This window comes from Candidatus Cloacimonas sp., from assembly GCA_035403355.1.
In the GTDB taxonomy this organism is placed as follows: Bacteria; Cloacimonadota; Cloacimonadia; order Cloacimonadales; family Cloacimonadaceae; genus Cloacimonas.
The window spans coordinates 44,089-60,311 of the sequence record DAONFA010000010.1; the positions used below are offsets into that span (position 1 = coordinate 44,089).

Sequence of the window (16,223 nt, forward strand, 5' to 3'; positions counted from 1 at the left end):
CTCCTAAAAAACGGATTCTCTCCTCCGTGGAAAAATGCCCCTATCTTCTTTTCCGAAACGGGGTATGATATGCAGATGAAAATGCGGAATACTTTGTCCCGCAACAGAACCGCAATTCATAGCTAAATTATAACCATGCGGCTCAAACTTTTCCTCCAGCAATTTCTTTACTGCCAAAGTTATCTCGTGTAAAGAGACAACTTCTCCGGCATCCAAACTAAAAAAATCGGGAGTATGACGCTTGGAAATTATCAAAGCATGACCTTTGCTGACGGGATATTTATCCCAAATAGCAAAGAAATGTTCATTTTCTGCCAGATAAACTGAGCAGTCAAGATTACAAAATGAGCACGGCATAATTTTATTCCTCTGTTGTATATAATAATTTGTTAGCTCAATAAAACCAGAATAATGTTTACTGAATAAGAACTGCTTTAAAGTGTTACCAAGATGTTATCAGTAGTGTTGTTGTGTAGTCGGAGCTTTTTTTTCTTGCAGTAAAAGCCCTATCCCAAAAGTATTGTTCTTAAAGAGACATATTTGTTTCTGCTTTTAAGGAGTTTTTAATGAAATATAAAGCCCAAATCCTTCTGGCAATATTCCTGGTGTGGATTTTTGCCTTGTCTGCCGCTAAACCCGATCCGAATGCTTTAGTTGGCAAAGTTGGTGACCGAGAATATAATTACAAAAAATTCAATGACGGTTTCAAAGCATATCTGGAATATTATAGTAAGGGAAAAGTTCTTACCAAACAAGATAGCATCCGCTTTAATAATCAATATTGGGAAGAGCTTGTCGGCATCTATATTTATGATCAGGCAATCAAAGCCGGTAAAATAAAAGTTACCGATGCAGAGCTGGAAGCGGAAATTAAGAAAAATATCCCTCCTGAAGTTAAACAAATTAAGGATTTTCAGACCAACGGCAAATTTGACAAAGCTAAATATGAACAGGCACTAATAGAACATCCTGAATTCAAAAAACAGCTGATGGATTATTCTCGTGATATGTATTCCTACAATAAGTTAATTAAAACAATTAAAAATGAAGTGAAAGCCAATCCGGACAGCGTTAAAAATGCCTGGATGCACGATAATGACTTTGCCAGCGCTAAAATTATTTACTTTGATTACAGTAAGCTGACTAATATTAACGCAACCGATGACGAAGTGCGTGCTTATTACGAAGAACACAAAGAAGAATTTAAACGCGAAAATGGACGGAGCTATCTGCTGGCGCGTTTTGCCGGAAATTTAAGTAAAGCTGAAAATCCCGAACAACAGGCACAGGAAAATAAAGCACTTAGTAACACACTGTATAATCGTGCCAAAGAAGTTGGTTTGCAACAAGCGGCAACAGAAATGAATATCCCCCTGGAAGAAAGCCCTTATTTTAATCAACAGGACCAGTTAATACCTCTTATAGGTAGAGCTCCCGATTTGATTTCTTTTGCTTTTAACAATCCAATCGGTTCCATCCCGAATATTTTTTATGCTCCCACCGGCGATATTTTGGTGCTGGAGCTTAAGAGCGAAATTCCTGAATACTACATTTCTTTTGATATTAAAAAACAGGAAATGGCAATTAAGGCAACCCGCACCAAACGAATGTTCACAATGGATAATTATGTGCAGGAATTTATGCGGAGAGAAACACCTGAAACATATTTGGAAGCAGCTGCCAGAGATAGTATTGCCATTATTGAAGCAGAAAAAGTTCTGGTGGACAACGATATTAAACCCCTCGGTAAAATTCCTGCTTTAAACCAGGCAATTTTGAACACAGCAGTGGGCTCTTTCACTCCTCTTATTGAAAATGAAAAACATTGGTATCTGGCACTTGTAACTAAACGCCAACAACCGGATTTAACAATCTGGGAAAAAGATAAAAAGCAAATTATCGCAGATGCTGAAGCAAAACTTCAGGAAGATCACCTTAATCAATGGTATTTTGAGCAACGCCAGAAAACTAAGATAACGGATAACCGGAAGGATTTTTACGAGCTGCAAGTGCAGTTGAAATTGTAGAGAGAGCGAGAGAGCTTGAAGGCGAGAGGGCTTGAAGGCGAGAGGTCTTGAGGGCGAGAGGTCTTGAAGTCGAGAGGTCTTGAGGACTTGAAGGCGAGAGGTCTTGAAGACAACCCAATGATTGTAATGAGTGCGTAAGCCCCTCGGAAAATAAGGTTTAGAAGTTTTTCTGAAGGAACTTACCAGACAGAAGCTATCTCCCCATCGGCGTTTTGATTTATTAACTTGCTTTGTGGATTATGTTTAACTACCTGTTGCCTGCTCATTTCTTTAACGACTCTTTAACGACTCTTTAACGATACATTTACTTTGTTAAAGAGTCGTTAAAGAAGGTTTAAAGAAACATAAAAGATTCAACTTGGCAAGAAATAAGACACAGCTATGCCCAAGTAACGGTTTCGCCAATGACACGCTAATTTATTGCCATCTGAAGTAAATTTTAATTTAGGACGCTATAACTTATGGACAGGTGATAGGGAATAATGATGAAGCAAATTCTTTCTTCCCCAATATCTTATCGCTATTAACATTGTTTCCTTTTATGGCCTGACAGTTAAATTGCATAGACCTCTCCAAACTGCTGCTTTCGCAGGAATCTACATAATGCATAAATATTTATGTTTGATCGACGGGAAAACTATATTACCTGTTCAAATCTGCATAATCTTGGCAATCTGCGAGCAATTCATTTCCAGATTTTGATTGACGAACTATCCTTGCCTTTAAAAGTGGATATAAGAATGCAAAAATGGAATAATATAATGAAAAGATTAGCTATCCTCCTGATTCTGATTGCAGGATGTTTTGCCCTAAGGGCTCAAACGGGACTTTTTAATTTGAGCTATGCCATTCCGATTGAAGAAGCGGACTCTCTGCTTACCCAAATTGACTTTTATACGCCCAATTTTAACGACAATTTGGTTCGTTATTACCCCAAAACCAGTAATTATGTAGAAGCAATTCTGGTTTTCGTAGAGCCCAAAACCAGACGCATAGTGGGCTGGTTTATTAAATACAGTCCCGATAATTCGGAAGAAGACGATGCCTATATCTTGCAAACTCTGCAGGAATTACATGGCAAAACTAACCAATATGATGAAGAAACACAGCAACTTATCTGGTTTTTATCCACAACTCGCAGTGTGCATATTATGTATGCAGATGACAACAGTTTAACGGTGCTCTATTATGATGCCCATTTTCCAGAACTTTTTCATATTCCGGGTAGTCCTGCACTCATAGAAAAACCCGAAACAGATGGCAGCAATCCCCCTAAGGATACTAACCCTCCGTCTGCCGAACAAGATGCAAGGTAGTTAATTATAGCGGGAAAATATTGCTAACTATTGCAGGATACTATGTAGCAATATATTACTTGACTAATAAAGGCATTTATATTTTGGAGAAATAGGTAATAGCCGGGAGTAATAATGAACATACATTTCAGAGATGTCCAAAGTGGAAGCGTGGAAGCCAGAGCAATTATAGAAATTGCGGATGGTGTTTTTTTGAATGAGGTTACTATTTTAAATATTGATGGCGAAATTGTAGTGGAATTTCCGCATAAGAGCTTTATTGGCAAATCCAAACATACTTACTACATAGATATTATTACTTTTGAAGATAATGATAAGCGCATCGTGTGGGAATTGGAGATTAAAGATGCCTACAAGGAATGGCGCAAAACCAATAAGAAAGTTTTAATTTACGAAGAAAGATAAAAAAAGACAAGGAGGATCAGAAAATGATCACCGATTTGCAAAACATCCTGTCAACCAACATTAAGGGTATGAAAAGGTCTGCAATCCGCGAACTTTTGAAGTTTCTCGGTCAGCCCGGTTTGATATCCTTTTCCGGTGGCTTTCCCAGCCCTCTAACTTTCCCGGTGGAAGAGCTGAAAAGCATTATTGCCGAAGTTATGGATAATGAAGCTGCTTATGCACTTCAATATGGAACAACGGAAGGTGATGATTTATTGCGGACTATGCTGGCTAACCGTTACAAAGCCAATGGCATAGATGTTACGAAAGACAATATCATTATCACTACTGCCTCTCAACAGGCATTAGACCTGATTTCCAAAATGTTTATTGATCCGGGTGACTATGTTCTTGTGGGTTTACCTTCTTACTTAGGAGCACTCCAAGCTTTTGGTTCTTATGGAGCTAATATGATTGGAATTACTATGGATGATGAAGGTGAAGACCCGAACCTGATGGAAAAGGCATTAAAAGACCTTGCCGCCAAAGGGAAAAAGCCCAAATTTATCTATCTGATACCTGATTTTCAAAATCCCGCCGGTATTACTATGAGCGAACGCAGGCGAATAGAAATTCTGGAACTGGCTCATAAATATGATGTTCTGGTTCTGGAAGATAGCCCCTATCGGGAATTGCGCTATGAAGGTAAAACCCAAAAGACCCTTTATGAACTGGATGGAACAAGCCAGGTTGTTATCTTGGGCACATTCAGCAAAATCTTCTGCCCCGGTTTCAGAATTGGCTGGGTTGTAGGTCACCCCGATGTTTTGGATAAAATTGTTGTTGGCAAACAGGCAACCGACTTATGCACTCCCCCCTTCACTCAAAGAATAGCTGCCCGCTATATGGAAAAGGGATATTTAGACCCCAAAATTAACGAAATTAAAGATATGTATTCCGTGAAACAAAAAGTAATGCTGGAATCCCTGGAAAAATATATGCCGGAAGAAATGAAATGGACTCATCCTGAAGGTGGTTTGTTCCTGATGGTTACGGGTCCGGAACAGTTGGATACTAATGCTCTTTTGTTGGAATGCATTAGAGAAGCCAATGTAGCTTATGTAGCAGGAAACAGTTTCTTCTGCGACGGCAAAGGTTATAATACAATGCGTCTTAATTTCAGCTACGAAAGCATTGAAACCAATATTGAGGGCTGCAAACGCCTCGGTGGATATTTCAAAAAAATACTACAAAAATAAATAAAGTAATGGAGGAAAGAATGTCCAAAAAAGTCGAAAAAGACCGTATGGGCATGATTATTCACGAAGAAGATACTCCCGAAAAAATGGAAGTAGAAATAACGGAAATTAAAGCTCCCGGCGATGAGGATTCCCCTGTCCTCATCTATTACAACTGGTGCAAAAAATGCGGGATTTGCGTAGCTTTTTGCCCAACCGGCTGTCTGGGTAGAAAAAGTGACGGCTCCCCTTATGTGCAAGCACCCGAAAAATGTATTCACTGCGAAACCTGTGACCTGCTTTGTCCCGATTTTGCCATTACCGGAGCTAAAGAACGCTGAAGGAACTTAAAAAAAATGACAGAAAAAGAAAAAAGTAAACAGACAACCCATAAAACCCCATCCCCAAAAGCATCTCTGGCTACTAAACCGGAAAGCAAACTGGAAGAAATTCAGGCAAAACGCGAACGCAAAACGGTTCTGATGCAAGGCAATGAAGCAGTTGCTTATGGTGCTTTGGATGCGGGAGTAAATTTCTTTGCCGGTTACCCGATTACTCCTTCCACGGAAATTGCGGAAATTTTAGCCGCTGAACTTCCCAAAAGAAACGGTGCCTTTATTCAAATGGAAGATGAGCTTGCCTCAATCTGTGCTATCATTGGTGCCTCTTTGGCAGGAGCAAAATCATTAACCGCTACCAGCGGACCAGGATTTTCCCTGATGCAGGAAGGAATCGGTTATGCCAAAATAACAGAGACACCCTGCGTGGTAGTTAATGTGCAAAGAGTTGGTCCCAGCACTGGAATGCCCACCAGTCCTGCCCAGGGAGACATTATGCAATCCAAATGGGGTTCGCATGGTGATTCTCCTGCTATAGTTCTTTATCCCGATTCGGTGAAAGAGAGCTATGAACTAACTATCCGGGCAGTGAATTTAAGCGAAAAATACAGAACATGCGTTATTTTGTTACTGGATGAAGTGATAGCGCATATGCGGGAAGCAGTTTGCCTTCCTGATCTTGCCAATGTGCGAATAATCAATCGGATTAAACCAACCGTGCCACCTCAATGGTATAAACACTATGATGAAAACCAAAAATACCTTTCCCCTCTTGCCAGTTTTGGAGAGGGCTACCGTTATCATGTTACCGGTTTAACTCACGATTCGCATGGTTTTCCTACTAACAAACCTGGCGAGGCAGCTGATATGATGGATCGTTTACGCAAAAAAATCTCTTATAATATGCGTGACCTGGTACAAATTGAAAGCTATCAGATGGAAGATGCCAAAATTGCTATTTTTGCTGCCGGAATTTCTTCCCGGGCTGCTAAAGCTGCAATTGCCACAGCCCGAGCAGAGGGAATTAAGGTAGGGCTTTTAAGACCTTTAACTATCTGGCCCTTCCCGGATGACGCAGTGCGGAAAATGCTCCGAAATGTGGATACAGTTATCGTTCCGGAACTTAATCAGGGACAGTTGATTCACGAAGTAGAGCGTCTGACTAAAGATAAAAGTGACGGCGGATTGATTCCTATTAACAAAGTAAGCAGCGAATTGATTACTCCCAACGAAATCCTGAATAAAATCAAGGAGGTATGCTGAAATGGCTAATATTCCCCAACGCATAATTCATGAATACCTGCGGCACGATAAGAAATTTCCTCATGTGTGGTGTGCCGGCTGCAGTAATGGTATAGTTTTGGGTGCTATTATTAGAGCAGTTGCCTCTTTGAATATAGACCGCAACGATATTGTTATGGTTTCCGGCATTGGCTGCTCTTCGCGGATGCCTGTTTATGTAGATTTTAATACTCTGCATACTTTACATGGACGCAGTATTGCTTTTGCTACAGGCGTTAAACTGCATAAACCGCATTTGAAAGTAATCGTTGTAACCGGCGATGGCGATTGTGCTGCCATCGGAGGTAATCATTTAATTCATGCTGCTCGCAGAAATATAGACCTGAAAGTAGTGATGATTAATAATAATATTTATGGGATGACGGGTGGACAGTGCAGTCCTACAACTCCTCATAATGCCTATGCTACTACTGCACCTTATGGAAATATAGAGCCTGATTTTAATATCTGCAATCTGGCTATGGGTGCCGGCGCTTCTTTCGTTGCCAGAACTACAGCTTTCCATGTTCAGGAAATGCAATCTATGATAAAAGACGCTCTTCAGCATCCCGGGTTTTCTTTGATAGAGGTAGTTAGCGCTTGTCCTGTAATCTACGGACGCTTAAATAAAAAAGGTGGAGCTCCACAAATGCTGAAGGACTTTCGGGATAATTCCATTCCCCTGGCTGCAGTGGACAAACTGCCTCCGGAAAAAGTGGAAGGAAAAATAGTGCGCGGAATTTTACGCAAAGAAATCCGTCCTGAATTCACTGCTGAATATGCTGCTCTATGCCAGAAAGTGCAAACTGAGAGAGGTGAATAATGGCTGATAATTTTGAAGTTCGCCTTTCCGGAAGCGGTGGCCAGGGTTTAATTCTGGCAGGAATTATTCTGGCTAAAGCTGCTGTGATAGAAAATAAAAAGGTTACCCAAACCCAAAGCTATGGTCCTGAATCAAGAGGCGGCTATTCGCATGCTGATGTAATTATCAGTAACAGGGAAATAAACTTTCCTGAAGCAACGAATATTAATTGCCTGCTGGCTTTAACTCAGGAAGCGTGTGATAAGTTTCTTTTTGATTTGGTAGAAAACGGAATCCTGATTATTGATACTACCTTCGTTAAAAACCTGGCTATGTCTGCTGAAAATACTTACGAAATTCCTTTCACAGAAATTGCCCAGGAAAAATTGGGCAGCCCTATTTCTACTAATATTATGGCTCTTGCTTTCCTGGTGAAAGTTACAGGAATAGTGAAAGAAAGCTCTTTGAAAAAAGCGATTGAGGAAACGGTAAAACCCGCATTTGTTGACTTGAACCTGAAAGCAATGCAGATTGGTTTTGACCTCGCAAAAAAATAAGACGGACGATGTCCTCATCGTTCAAAACCCCGGAGGAACGATGTCCTCATCGTTCAAAAACCCCGGAGGAACGATGTCCTCATCGTTCATTATGATCCCGTTATGTCAGGAGTCATCACTGCCGAAATGCCTTCATTGCTATCCGCAAACATTTTTGGCAGTGAGGACTCGTGACACCTTGAACCCTAATTCATTAGAGGAGATTATTGATGCTTAAACATATCAGTCACATCGGCATCGCAGTTAAAAACCTGGAAGCAGGAATTGCTTTCTACGAAAAAATCGGCTTAAAACTTGAAGGGATAGAAGAAGTCCCTTCCCAAATGGTTAAAGTTGCCTTTTTTCCTTGTGGAGATACAAGAATAGAATTGCTTTGCCCTACTTCAGATGACAGCCCTATTGCCAAATTCATTGAAAAAAAGGGAGAAGGAATTCAACATCTTGCCTTCGCCGTTGACGATATAAACGACGCCTTAAAACAGGTAAACGATTTGGGTTTAGCCCTAATTGATAAAGAACCTCGCCCCGGAGCACATCATTCGGAGATTGCTTTTATGCATCCTAAATCCAGTTTGGGGGTTTTGATAGAATTGTGCGAGGAACACGGTTAAAGGTTAACAGGTTAACAGGTTAACAGGTTAACGGGTTAACAGGTGAAAAAGGTTAACGGGTGAAAAAGGTTAACAGGTTAACAGGTTAACAAGTGAACAGGTGAACGGGGAGATAAATATCGTTGCAAACCCTGATATGGGTAACCAGAGCTCGCTGAAGCTCCGTATTTTGCATTATTTTTTCTCGCAGAGGAATAGCATCTTTCAACTATACAAATAAAATCCCCAAAATCCTGAAAATCCTGTTCATCCCATACCTATCTTTTATCCTGTTCATCCTATACTTATTTTTTATCCTGTTCATCCCATACCTATTTTTTATCCTGTTTATCCCATATCTAATCTTTTATCTGTGTTATCCGTGTAATCTGTGAGAGACATTTTATCCGTGTAATCTGCGTGAAATCCTGAAAATCCTGTTCATCCCCTTCCTATTCTTTTATCTGTGTTATCTGTGTAATCTGTGAGAGATCTAACTCTATCTCTTGGAAAACGATTATTTCTTTTTCCGCTTTGCCAGATAAGCTCTAATATCATCAGTTGTATATTTTTGGGATGGTTTGTTTTTCTTGTTAATTTCTTCAATCTCAGCGACATAATCCGTATTATGAGTTGATGGAATTTGGAAGGTAAACTTGGTTCTATTTTCCGAGTTGCTAATAGTAAAATCCCCCAAACCAATGATATCCATCCCAACTAAAACCCCAAAAGGAATAGAATTACTTTCAATAACTCTCACTTGCTGAATAACGACTTGATTAGGTAAGATCATATCTATCAAATAATTATTGCAGGAACTTTTACCATGTACTCCATTCACTTGCGTAATTCCTATTGGTTTTAGATTCAGTGCCTGAACTAACTGTGACGAAATAACTGAATGATTGGCACCAGTATCCCATGCACCAATAGTTTCTACTTTCATTTTTGAATCTTCCAAAACTGTGGAAGAGGTTATACTGATTTTTGTTTGTAAAATATTAACCCGCGAAGGGTAGGCAACGGTAAAAGCAAATCTTTGAATATTATTAGACATTCCAGTTTAAAAAGCTTACATTATAATAGGATGGATCTGCAGTGCACAGTTCAACAAAGAAAGTCCCCGGTTCATATTTCTTTTTTGCAAACACAATCGCTTCTGTGATATTGGGAAAGAAACCAACAACTTTATTATCTACAATTACTACATACTTATTAGGATGTTCTTTGCTGAATTCCGGAAGATGAGCTCTAAAGAATTCAAACTCTTTTTCCAACGGTTTCGCACTATTTTCCATTTTTTTTACCTCTAAATACAAACTATTCATCAGGATTAAATTGGCAAGTTATTTTTTTTCTTATAGGAAACAGGTGAACGGGTGAAAAAGGTTAACGGGTGAACAGGTTAACAGGTTAACAGGTGAAAAAGGTTAACGGGTTAACAGGTTAACAGGTTAACGGGTTAACAGGTGAAAAAGGTTAACGGGTTAACAGGTTAACAGGTTAACAGGTGAACGGGGAGATAAATATCGTTGCAAACCCTGATATGGGTAACCGGAGCTCACTGAAGCTCCGTATTTTGCATTATTTTTTCTCGCAGAGGAATAGCATCTTCCGACTATACAAATAAAATCTCCAAAATCCTGAAAATCCTGTTCATCCCCTACCTATTTTTTATCCTGTTCATCCCATACCTATTTTTTATCCTGTTTATCCCATATCTAATCTTTTATCCTGTTTATCCCATACCTATTCTTTTATCTGTGTTATCTGTGTAATCTGTGAGAGACATTTTTTCCGTGTAATCTGTGAGAGACATTTTATCCGTGTAATCTGTGAGAGACATTTTTTCTGTGTAATCTGCGTGAAATCCTTGACAGATTTCCCCTCTCTAAAAATCTGCACTCATATACCATATTATAGGAGAAAAGATGTACGCCATCGTAGAAATTAAAGGATTTCAGTTTAGGGCTGAAAAAAACGCAGTATTACGCGTTCCCTATCTGAATACAGCAGAGCCGGGTCAAACCCTGACCTTTGAAAAAGTTCTTCTGTTGCGTGATGAAGATGGAATTAAAGTTGGTCAACCTGTTGTAGAAGGAGCCAGTATTGTTGCCGAAGTTATGGAGCACGGTAAAGGGAAGAAAAAGACCATTTACCATCAGAAAAACCGTAAAGGTTACCGGGTAAAAAAAGGTTACCGCGAAAGTTTTACCGACCTTCGGGTTACAGATATTTTGGTGTAAGGAAAGAGGTGAAAAATGGCACATAAAAAAGGTGTGGGAAGTTCCCGAAACGGACGCAACAGCAATCCCAAATACCGTGGGGTTAAAAAATACGCAAGTGAATCTGTTATAGCCGGTAATATCATTATCCGCCAGAAAGGAACAAAGATTCATCCCGGTAAAAATGTTGGCATTGGCAGGGACTTTACTATCTACAGTTTAATAGATGGCAAGGTTGAATTTTCAACCGGAAGAGAAGGCAGAAAATATGTAAGCGTGTTGCGGCTGAATGAATAACAACAAAAGCGTTAAATGAAGTTTGGAAAGTGGATTTGGTTAAAATAGCAAAATAGCTTCTCAAACTTCGGTGGCAAACCACAAATAAAAGCATAACTTATAATTAAATTCGGGATTTCAGTGTTTCCGGTGTAAAAATATTAAACAGGAGAAGAGAAAAAGATGGGAGCTCAACAAATACTTTTACTCATCCTCAGTATTATTATCATCGGAACAACGATTATAGTAGGTCTAACCCTATATAAGGATCAGGCATATACTGCTGCAAAAACAGCTCTATCCACCGAAGCCAAAGATTATGCAAACAAATTCTGTAATAATTATCAAGCCCTTGCCGGGCAAAAGACAGAGGACTCGGTTTCAGTTTTTCCGGATACCGCTCAATTAGGAAATTATGCGGGTTGGGATGCTAATTCTATAACTACAGAAGCCGGAACTTTCAGCATCGCTGCCGTTTCCGATACCAGTGTTTCTATAACCGGTTATGCCAAAGCCCGAAGAAAGGATAAAAGTCCCCAAGTTACGGTTACCATCACCTTACCCGAAGGCAAAATAACAGTTGCGGAAAAGGATCGGGTAACCAAGTGATAAGATTGATAGAAGGGTGATTGTGCTTGACATAATAATACCCTGCCAAGAGTTGAATAACACAAGATAATAAATCCGGTTTTGGAGGTAAAAATGGAAATCCGGGACAATTTATATTACACAGAGAGCCATGAATGGGTTCATATAGTTGATGATATAGCTACCATCGGGATTAGTGATTTTGCGCAGCACGAACTTGGTGATATTGTTTTTGTGGAACTCCCCGAAGTAAGACAAAATGTAGCAGCCGGCGAACCCTGTGGTTCAATTGAAGCTGTTAAAGCAGTGGAAGACCTCATTTGTCCAGTTAGCGGCATTGTTGAGGAAAAGAATATAGAGCTGGAGGATAGTCCGGAGCTAATCAACAAGTCGCCTTACGATGAAGGTTGGTTATTCAAAGTTAAAATGTCCGGTTCCGAAGAATTGGAAAATCTGCTAACGGCAGCAGAGTATCAAAAACTAATTCCCTGACTGTAACCTTATTTCTAAAGCAATCAGTGATTACCAAGGACGGTCATTTTCTTATTATTCTTTCTGCACCCTCAGGTGGTGGCAAGAGCACCATTTTAACTGAAATTCTAAAAGTTGCCGATAATATTGATTATTCCGTTTCTTTCACTACCCGAAGTCCCCGGGGAACTGAGCAAAATGGAATTCACTATCACTTTGTTAGTGAGGAAGAGTTTCAGCAGCGTATTGCTGAAGGTGATTTTTTGGAATATGCCAAGGTTTTCGGAAACTGGTATGGCACTTCCAAAAGTTTTATTAAAAAATGTCTGGCGGGTAAGCGTCATGTGATAATGGATATAGATGTGCAAGGTGCTTCTTTTATTAGCGCTACCGATATTCCTTATGTGAAGATTTTTATTTTACCGCCTTCTATGGAAGTGCTAAAACAGCGTTTAGTTTTACGGGCAACGGATAGCGAAGAAGAAATTGCCAAACGCCTGCAAATTGCCCAAGAAGAAGTTGCCTATATTCCTCAGTATCAATATCTGGTAATTAATGATAATTTAGAGATAGCTGTGCAGGATATTTTAGCTATTATCCGGGCTGAAGAAAACCGGGTTTGCCGCTACAAACATCCTGCGGAAGATTTTATAATTTAGGAGAAAATAGATGATTAACGAAAAACTTGAGACCTTTCTGGAAAAAGCCGATATGAACTTTCTGTTCTGCCTTTTAGCGCAGTTAGAGGCATATCGCTTACTTCAATTTCCTACTTATGTAAGGCAGAAATTTGAAGATAAAATAGCCATTTTGGCTATGAACCATGTTGCTGAAAACGAAGTGCCGGATTATATTACCGAACTGGCTGAAGCAGAACTTGCCGCAGCCCAGGAAAAAATCTTTATGGAAGAAGAAAGCGCTGAAGAAGAAGCAGAAGAAACGATTGATGATTCCGAGAAATTCATAGAAGAACTTTCAGACACCGAAAGCTTTGAAGATGAAGAGGACGAAGAGGAAGAGGAAGAAGAGGAAGAAGAAGATTTTTACGACGACAACGAGGATAACGAAGACAACAACGAAAATTAAACTATGTCTGTAAATGCTTTACGCCAATACCTGGAATTCTTAAAAAATAGCGGTATTAAAGAACTTTATCTGCCGGAGAGCAATAACCAAAAACGCCTGAACGAACTTCAACACCAATATTCCAACTGCACAAAGTGCTCCCTTTCTCAGTCACGCCATAATTTTGTTTACGGAGAAGGCAATCCCAATGCCCTTGCAATGCTGATTGGAGAAGGACCCGGCGAACAGGAAGACAAAACCGGCAGACCTTTTGTAGGAGCTGCAGGTCAGCTTTTGGAAAAAATGCTGGCTGCCATAAATCTTAAACGCAGTGATGTTTATATCGCCAATATTGTAAAATGCCGTCCTCCGGGAAACCGCAATCCCGAAGCCGATGAAAGAAGAGCTTGTTTACCCTATTTGCTGGAGCAGATTCAAATTATCCAGCCCAAATTGTTGCTGCTTTTAGGATTGGTTTCAGCTCAAACCCTGTTGAATAATAATAACACTCTGGGATGGCACAGAGGGAAAATTCATTATTTTATGGATATCCCGGCTTTGGTAACCTACCATCCTTCAGCTTTATTAAGAAATCCGGAATGGAAAAAACCTGCCTGGGTGGACTTGCAGGAATTCCAGAAAGAATACGAAAAATTGCGTCTTGAAACTGTTCGCTAAGGGGTTCCAAAATTCCCTGCAATTACTAATCAATGATGTTCAGCTCTAAAAAATCCCCCTTCCCCATTTTTCTATTTCAGCTTCCTTTAGCTCTTCTCATCACCTTTCTTTTTGTTTTTTCGGCTTTAGGTTTGGAAGCCCGTTTTGCCATTTATGGCGATACCAGAAGCAATCCCGAAATTCATCGGCAAATAGTTCAGCAGATTGTTAATCACCAACCCGAGGCAACTTTTCATACCGGCGACTTGAACAGTTCGGGCAAAACGCAAAAAGAGTATGACAATTTTTTGCAGATTATCTCTCCCTTATGCCAATTTAATCGTTTCTTTCCAGCACGCGGTAATCACGAAAAAGACCTTGCCCTGTTTTTGCAGAATTTTCCTTATCTGAATGGCAGTTCATATTACACCGTTTATCAGGATAGCATTCGCTTCATCATTCTGGATAGTGTTTTAGACCTTTCCCCGGGCTCCGCACAATTCAATTGGCTGCAAAAACAGCTAAAAGTGGATATCCCTTCCCTGCTTATTTTACATCACCCGGTTTTTTCTTCCGGAGAGCATAGCGACGAGCTTGGTTTGCAGCTTTTTTTGCCTGAACTTTTGCAAAATTCATCCGTGAAAGCTGTCTTCAGTGCCCACGATCATAATTACGAGCGTTCTGAATTTAAGGGTATAACCTATATTGTGACAGGTGGTGGAGGAGCTCCTTTAAGGGAAAACAAACACGAAAATCCCTATTCCCTGGTTTTAATTAAAACCTATCACTACTTAATTGGAGAGCGAGAAGGGAAATCAATTATCTTTAAGGTTTATGGCTTGGATCATAACATCATAGACAGCTTTACTTTAAAGGATATGTAATATGTCTCATCCCAATGTCTTAGCTATTCATGATCTCTCCGGTTTTGGAAACACTTCTTTAATGGCAATCATCCCGATTATGAATAGGATGGGAATTGAAGTTACCGCTATGCCCGGAGCATTACTTTCCACCAATACCGATTATCCTGATTATATTTTGCAGGATAACACCGACCTTTTAAAAAAGACCCTAAGGCACTGGAAAAAGCTGCAGCTGCGTTTTGATGCCATTTATACCGGTTTTCTGGGTTCACCGGAACAGGCATATCTGTTGCTGGAAAATCTACCTTTCTTCATGAAAAAAGAGACAGTGGTTTTGGTTGACCCCGTTTTAGCGGATGAAGGAAAATTATACAGTTGTTACACTTGGGAAATGGTGGAAGCAATGCGCTGCCTTATTTCTATCAGCGATATTATTACCCCCAATTGGACAGAGGCAATTTTTTTAACGGGATGTAAAAATATGCCGGAATTAAACACGGGTCAGGTTCAAGAATGCTGTGCCCGATTAGCCGCTTTAAACCCAAAACATATTGTTATTACCAGTGCCCCAAATTCTCAAAGGGAATTTTCTTCAGTTGCCTATTTTGCCGCTGAAAACGATTTTTTCCGGGAATTTAAATGTAACTATGCCCCAGTTGTTTTTCCGGGAGCAGGAGATTGCTTTTCCGCAATGCTTTTAGCCGGTATTTTAAATAGCTTTGACATCGTGCAATCTATAAAAGGAACTATCGCTTTTATGCAAAAAGCAATAGAAATAAGCATCCCGGTTGTGCAAGATAGAAAAACAGGCATTGACCTTGTTTCTGCCCTGAAAAAAGACCCCCGCCTCTTCTTTTCGCACAAAGAGTAACAGCACTTATTTTTTACAAAGAGAAAAAGAGAAAAAGAGATAACTAAGGAAAAAAGGTTGAGAAAGTTGAGAAAGTTTAGAGGGTTGAAATATCTTACACTCCTTTAGGGCGACATCGTAATGCTGACGTCCTCGTCAACCTCGCGGATACAAAGGTTTATAATGCTGAGAAAGTTTAGAGCGTTGAAATATCTTAAACTCCTTTAGGGCGACATCGTAATGCTGACGTCCTCGTCAACCTCGCGTAAAATTCACGATGTAACCGGCTCAGGTTTTGACTAACAATTTTCACCTGCCTTCAATGAAACCACACCCCACCCTCTTTTTCACTTACAATCGCACTACAACTGGTTTCCAAACCGAAAAATTGTGAGTTAAAACAAGAACCTGCACGCTGGCAACCAAGCCAAACCAACCCTCAAATTCCACAATCGTGAAATAATGTTTTTTTTCACATTCGCAGAGTTGGGTTGGAACTGTTCAGAAATAGCTACTTCAAGGCAAAATTCTGTTTTAACTCTAAACCGAGCTTCAGCTTTGACAGTATCGGACAAAGGATAAATTTCCTGTTGCTTCTGCATATAGTTGCAACCACAAAAAGAATCGGTTTAGAGTCAAAACAGAAAGTGCAACCGGCGGGGAAGTTTTGACTTACAATTTTCACCTGCCTT

21 protein-coding genes are annotated in these 16,223 nt (G+C 39.9%); 18 read left to right on the forward strand and 3 right to left on the reverse strand.

Translation table 11 applies throughout. The annotated features are described in order from the left end of the window. Positions 1–3: 3 nt before the first annotated feature. Positions 4–357, reverse strand: a complete 354-nt coding sequence (locus PLE33_04120; GenBank protein HPS60430.1) for an HIT family protein — start codon at positions 355–357, stop codon at positions 4–6. Between the two features lie 209 nt (positions 358–566). Here PLE33_04120 and PLE33_04125 point away from each other — a divergent pair, with 209 nt between their 5' ends. The 9 genes from PLE33_04125 to mce all read left to right on the forward strand — a co-directional run bounded on the left by PLE33_04125 (position 567) and on the right by mce (position 8,554). Then, positions 567–2,027, forward strand: coding sequence for a peptidylprolyl isomerase (locus PLE33_04125; GenBank protein ID HPS60431.1), 1,461 nt, complete (start codon positions 567–569; stop codon positions 2,025–2,027). A 617-nt stretch (positions 2,028–2,644) separates the two neighbouring features. After that, complete coding sequence (locus tag PLE33_04130) at positions 2,645–3,343, forward strand: hypothetical protein (GenBank protein ID HPS60432.1); 699 nt, start codon at positions 2,645–2,647, stop codon at positions 3,341–3,343. 114 nt (positions 3,344–3,457) lie between these two features. Beyond that, entirely contained in the window at positions 3,458–3,748 is a 291-nt protein-coding gene (locus tag PLE33_04135) for a hypothetical protein (GenBank protein ID HPS60433.1), read from the forward strand. 23 nt (positions 3,749–3,771) lie between these two features. Further along, a complete protein-coding gene (locus PLE33_04140; protein ID HPS60434.1) occupies positions 3,772–4,986 on the forward strand; it encodes a PLP-dependent aminotransferase family protein in 1,215 nt (404 codons plus the stop codon). A gap of 20 nt (positions 4,987–5,006) precedes the next feature. After that, a complete protein-coding gene (locus PLE33_04145; GenBank protein ID HPS60435.1) occupies positions 5,007–5,306 on the forward strand; it encodes a 4Fe-4S binding protein in 300 nt (99 codons plus the stop codon). Between the two features lie 15 nt (positions 5,307–5,321). Continuing rightward, positions 5,322–6,566, forward strand: coding sequence for a 2-oxoacid:acceptor oxidoreductase subunit alpha (locus PLE33_04150; protein ID HPS60436.1), 1,245 nt, complete (start codon positions 5,322–5,324; stop codon positions 6,564–6,566). 1 nt (position 6,567) lies between these two features. Then, a complete protein-coding gene (locus tag PLE33_04155; GenBank protein HPS60437.1) occupies positions 6,568–7,407 on the forward strand; it encodes a 2-oxoacid:ferredoxin oxidoreductase subunit beta in 840 nt (279 codons plus the stop codon). Continuing rightward, positions 7,407–7,943, forward strand: coding sequence for a 2-oxoacid:acceptor oxidoreductase family protein (locus PLE33_04160; protein ID HPS60438.1), 537 nt, complete (start codon positions 7,407–7,409; stop codon positions 7,941–7,943). Before PLE33_04155 ends, PLE33_04160 begins: the two co-directional genes overlap by 1 nt. Before the next feature lie 209 nt (positions 7,944–8,152). Continuing rightward, a complete protein-coding gene (gene mce, locus PLE33_04165; protein HPS60439.1) occupies positions 8,153–8,554 on the forward strand; it encodes a methylmalonyl-CoA epimerase in 402 nt (133 codons plus the stop codon). Positions 8,555–9,050: 496 nt separating this feature from the next. On the opposite strand, the gene PLE33_04170 is transcribed toward mce, so the two are convergent. Continuing rightward, entirely contained in the window at positions 9,051–9,479 is a 429-nt protein-coding gene (locus tag PLE33_04170; protein HPS60440.1) for a retroviral-like aspartic protease family protein, read from the reverse strand. 103 nt (positions 9,480–9,582) lie between these two features. Then, positions 9,583–9,861: a DUF5678 domain-containing protein gene (locus tag PLE33_04175; GenBank protein HPS60441.1), complete on the reverse strand. Its 279-nt coding sequence runs from the start codon at positions 9,859–9,861 to the stop codon at positions 9,583–9,585. 603 nt (positions 9,862–10,464) lie between these two features. Between PLE33_04175 and rplU the strand changes: the two genes are divergently transcribed. From rplU to PLE33_04220, 9 genes are all read left to right on the forward strand, one after another. Next, positions 10,465–10,779, forward strand: a complete 315-nt coding sequence (gene rplU / locus PLE33_04180) for a 50S ribosomal protein L21 (GenBank protein HPS60442.1) — start codon at positions 10,465–10,467, stop codon at positions 10,777–10,779. A 15-nt stretch (positions 10,780–10,794) separates the two neighbouring features. Continuing rightward, complete coding sequence (rpmA, locus tag PLE33_04185; GenBank protein ID HPS60443.1) at positions 10,795–11,055, forward strand: 50S ribosomal protein L27; 261 nt, start codon at positions 10,795–10,797, stop codon at positions 11,053–11,055. Positions 11,056–11,217: 162 nt separating this feature from the next. Further along, positions 11,218–11,643, forward strand: coding sequence for a hypothetical protein (locus tag PLE33_04190; GenBank protein HPS60444.1), 426 nt, complete (start codon positions 11,218–11,220; stop codon positions 11,641–11,643). Positions 11,644–11,736: 93 nt separating this feature from the next. After that, complete coding sequence (gene gcvH / locus PLE33_04195; GenBank protein HPS60445.1) at positions 11,737–12,114, forward strand: glycine cleavage system protein GcvH; 378 nt, start codon at positions 11,737–11,739, stop codon at positions 12,112–12,114. Between the two features lie 26 nt (positions 12,115–12,140). After that, entirely contained in the window at positions 12,141–12,752 is a 612-nt protein-coding gene (gene gmk / locus PLE33_04200; GenBank protein ID HPS60446.1) for a guanylate kinase, read from the forward strand. 10 nt (positions 12,753–12,762) lie between these two features. After that, positions 12,763–13,179, forward strand: coding sequence for a hypothetical protein (locus tag PLE33_04205; protein ID HPS60447.1), 417 nt, complete (start codon positions 12,763–12,765; stop codon positions 13,177–13,179). A 3-nt stretch (positions 13,180–13,182) separates the two neighbouring features. Further along, positions 13,183–13,836, forward strand: a complete 654-nt coding sequence (locus PLE33_04210) for a uracil-DNA glycosylase (protein ID HPS60448.1) — start codon at positions 13,183–13,185, stop codon at positions 13,834–13,836. A gap of 32 nt (positions 13,837–13,868) precedes the next feature. Then, positions 13,869–14,699, forward strand: a complete 831-nt coding sequence (locus tag PLE33_04215; GenBank protein ID HPS60449.1) for a metallophosphoesterase — start codon at positions 13,869–13,871, stop codon at positions 14,697–14,699. 1 nt (position 14,700) lies between these two features. After that, entirely contained in the window at positions 14,701–15,552 is an 852-nt protein-coding gene (locus tag PLE33_04220; protein ID HPS60450.1) for a pyridoxamine kinase, read from the forward strand. Positions 15,553–16,223: the final 671 nt, after the last annotated feature.

Coding starts and splice junctions, on each gene's coding strand:
- PLE33_04135 (HPS60433.1), top strand. CDS start 3,458: ATGAACATACATTTCAGAGATGTCCAAAGTGGAAGCGTGGAAGCCAGA.
- PLE33_04190 (HPS60444.1), top strand. CDS start 11,218: ATGGGAGCTCAACAAATACTTTTACTCATCCTCAGTATTATTATCATC.
- PLE33_04205 (HPS60447.1), top strand. CDS start 12,763: ATGATTAACGAAAAACTTGAGACCTTTCTGGAAAAAGCCGATATGAAC.
- PLE33_04210 (HPS60448.1), top strand. CDS start 13,183: ATGTCTGTAAATGCTTTACGCCAATACCTGGAATTCTTAAAAAATAGC.
- PLE33_04120 (HPS60430.1), bottom strand. CDS start 357: ATGCCGTGCTCATTTTGTAATCTTGACTGCTCAGTTTATCTGGCAGAA.
- PLE33_04145 (HPS60435.1), top strand. CDS start 5,007: ATGTCCAAAAAAGTCGAAAAAGACCGTATGGGCATGATTATTCACGAA.
- PLE33_04140 (HPS60434.1), top strand. CDS start 3,772: ATGATCACCGATTTGCAAAACATCCTGTCAACCAACATTAAGGGTATG.
- PLE33_04175 (HPS60441.1), bottom strand. CDS start 9,861: ATGAATAGTTTGTATTTAGAGGTAAAAAAAATGGAAAATAGTGCGAAA.
- PLE33_04160 (HPS60438.1), top strand. CDS start 7,407: ATGGCTGATAATTTTGAAGTTCGCCTTTCCGGAAGCGGTGGCCAGGGT.
- rpmA (HPS60443.1), top strand. CDS start 10,795: ATGGCACATAAAAAAGGTGTGGGAAGTTCCCGAAACGGACGCAACAGC.
- PLE33_04130 (HPS60432.1), top strand. CDS start 2,645: ATGTTTGATCGACGGGAAAACTATATTACCTGTTCAAATCTGCATAAT.
- PLE33_04155 (HPS60437.1), top strand. CDS start 6,568: ATGGCTAATATTCCCCAACGCATAATTCATGAATACCTGCGGCACGAT.
- rplU (HPS60442.1), top strand. CDS start 10,465: ATGTACGCCATCGTAGAAATTAAAGGATTTCAGTTTAGGGCTGAAAAA.
- PLE33_04215 (HPS60449.1), top strand. CDS start 13,869: ATGATGTTCAGCTCTAAAAAATCCCCCTTCCCCATTTTTCTATTTCAG.
- gcvH (HPS60445.1), top strand. CDS start 11,737: ATGGAAATCCGGGACAATTTATATTACACAGAGAGCCATGAATGGGTT.
- mce (HPS60439.1), top strand. CDS start 8,153: ATGCTTAAACATATCAGTCACATCGGCATCGCAGTTAAAAACCTGGAA.
- PLE33_04220 (HPS60450.1), top strand. CDS start 14,701: ATGTCTCATCCCAATGTCTTAGCTATTCATGATCTCTCCGGTTTTGGA.
- PLE33_04150 (HPS60436.1), top strand. CDS start 5,322: ATGACAGAAAAAGAAAAAAGTAAACAGACAACCCATAAAACCCCATCC.
- PLE33_04170 (HPS60440.1), bottom strand. CDS start 9,479: ATGAAAGTAGAAACTATTGGTGCATGGGATACTGGTGCCAATCATTCA.
- PLE33_04125 (HPS60431.1), top strand. CDS start 567: ATGAAATATAAAGCCCAAATCCTTCTGGCAATATTCCTGGTGTGGATT.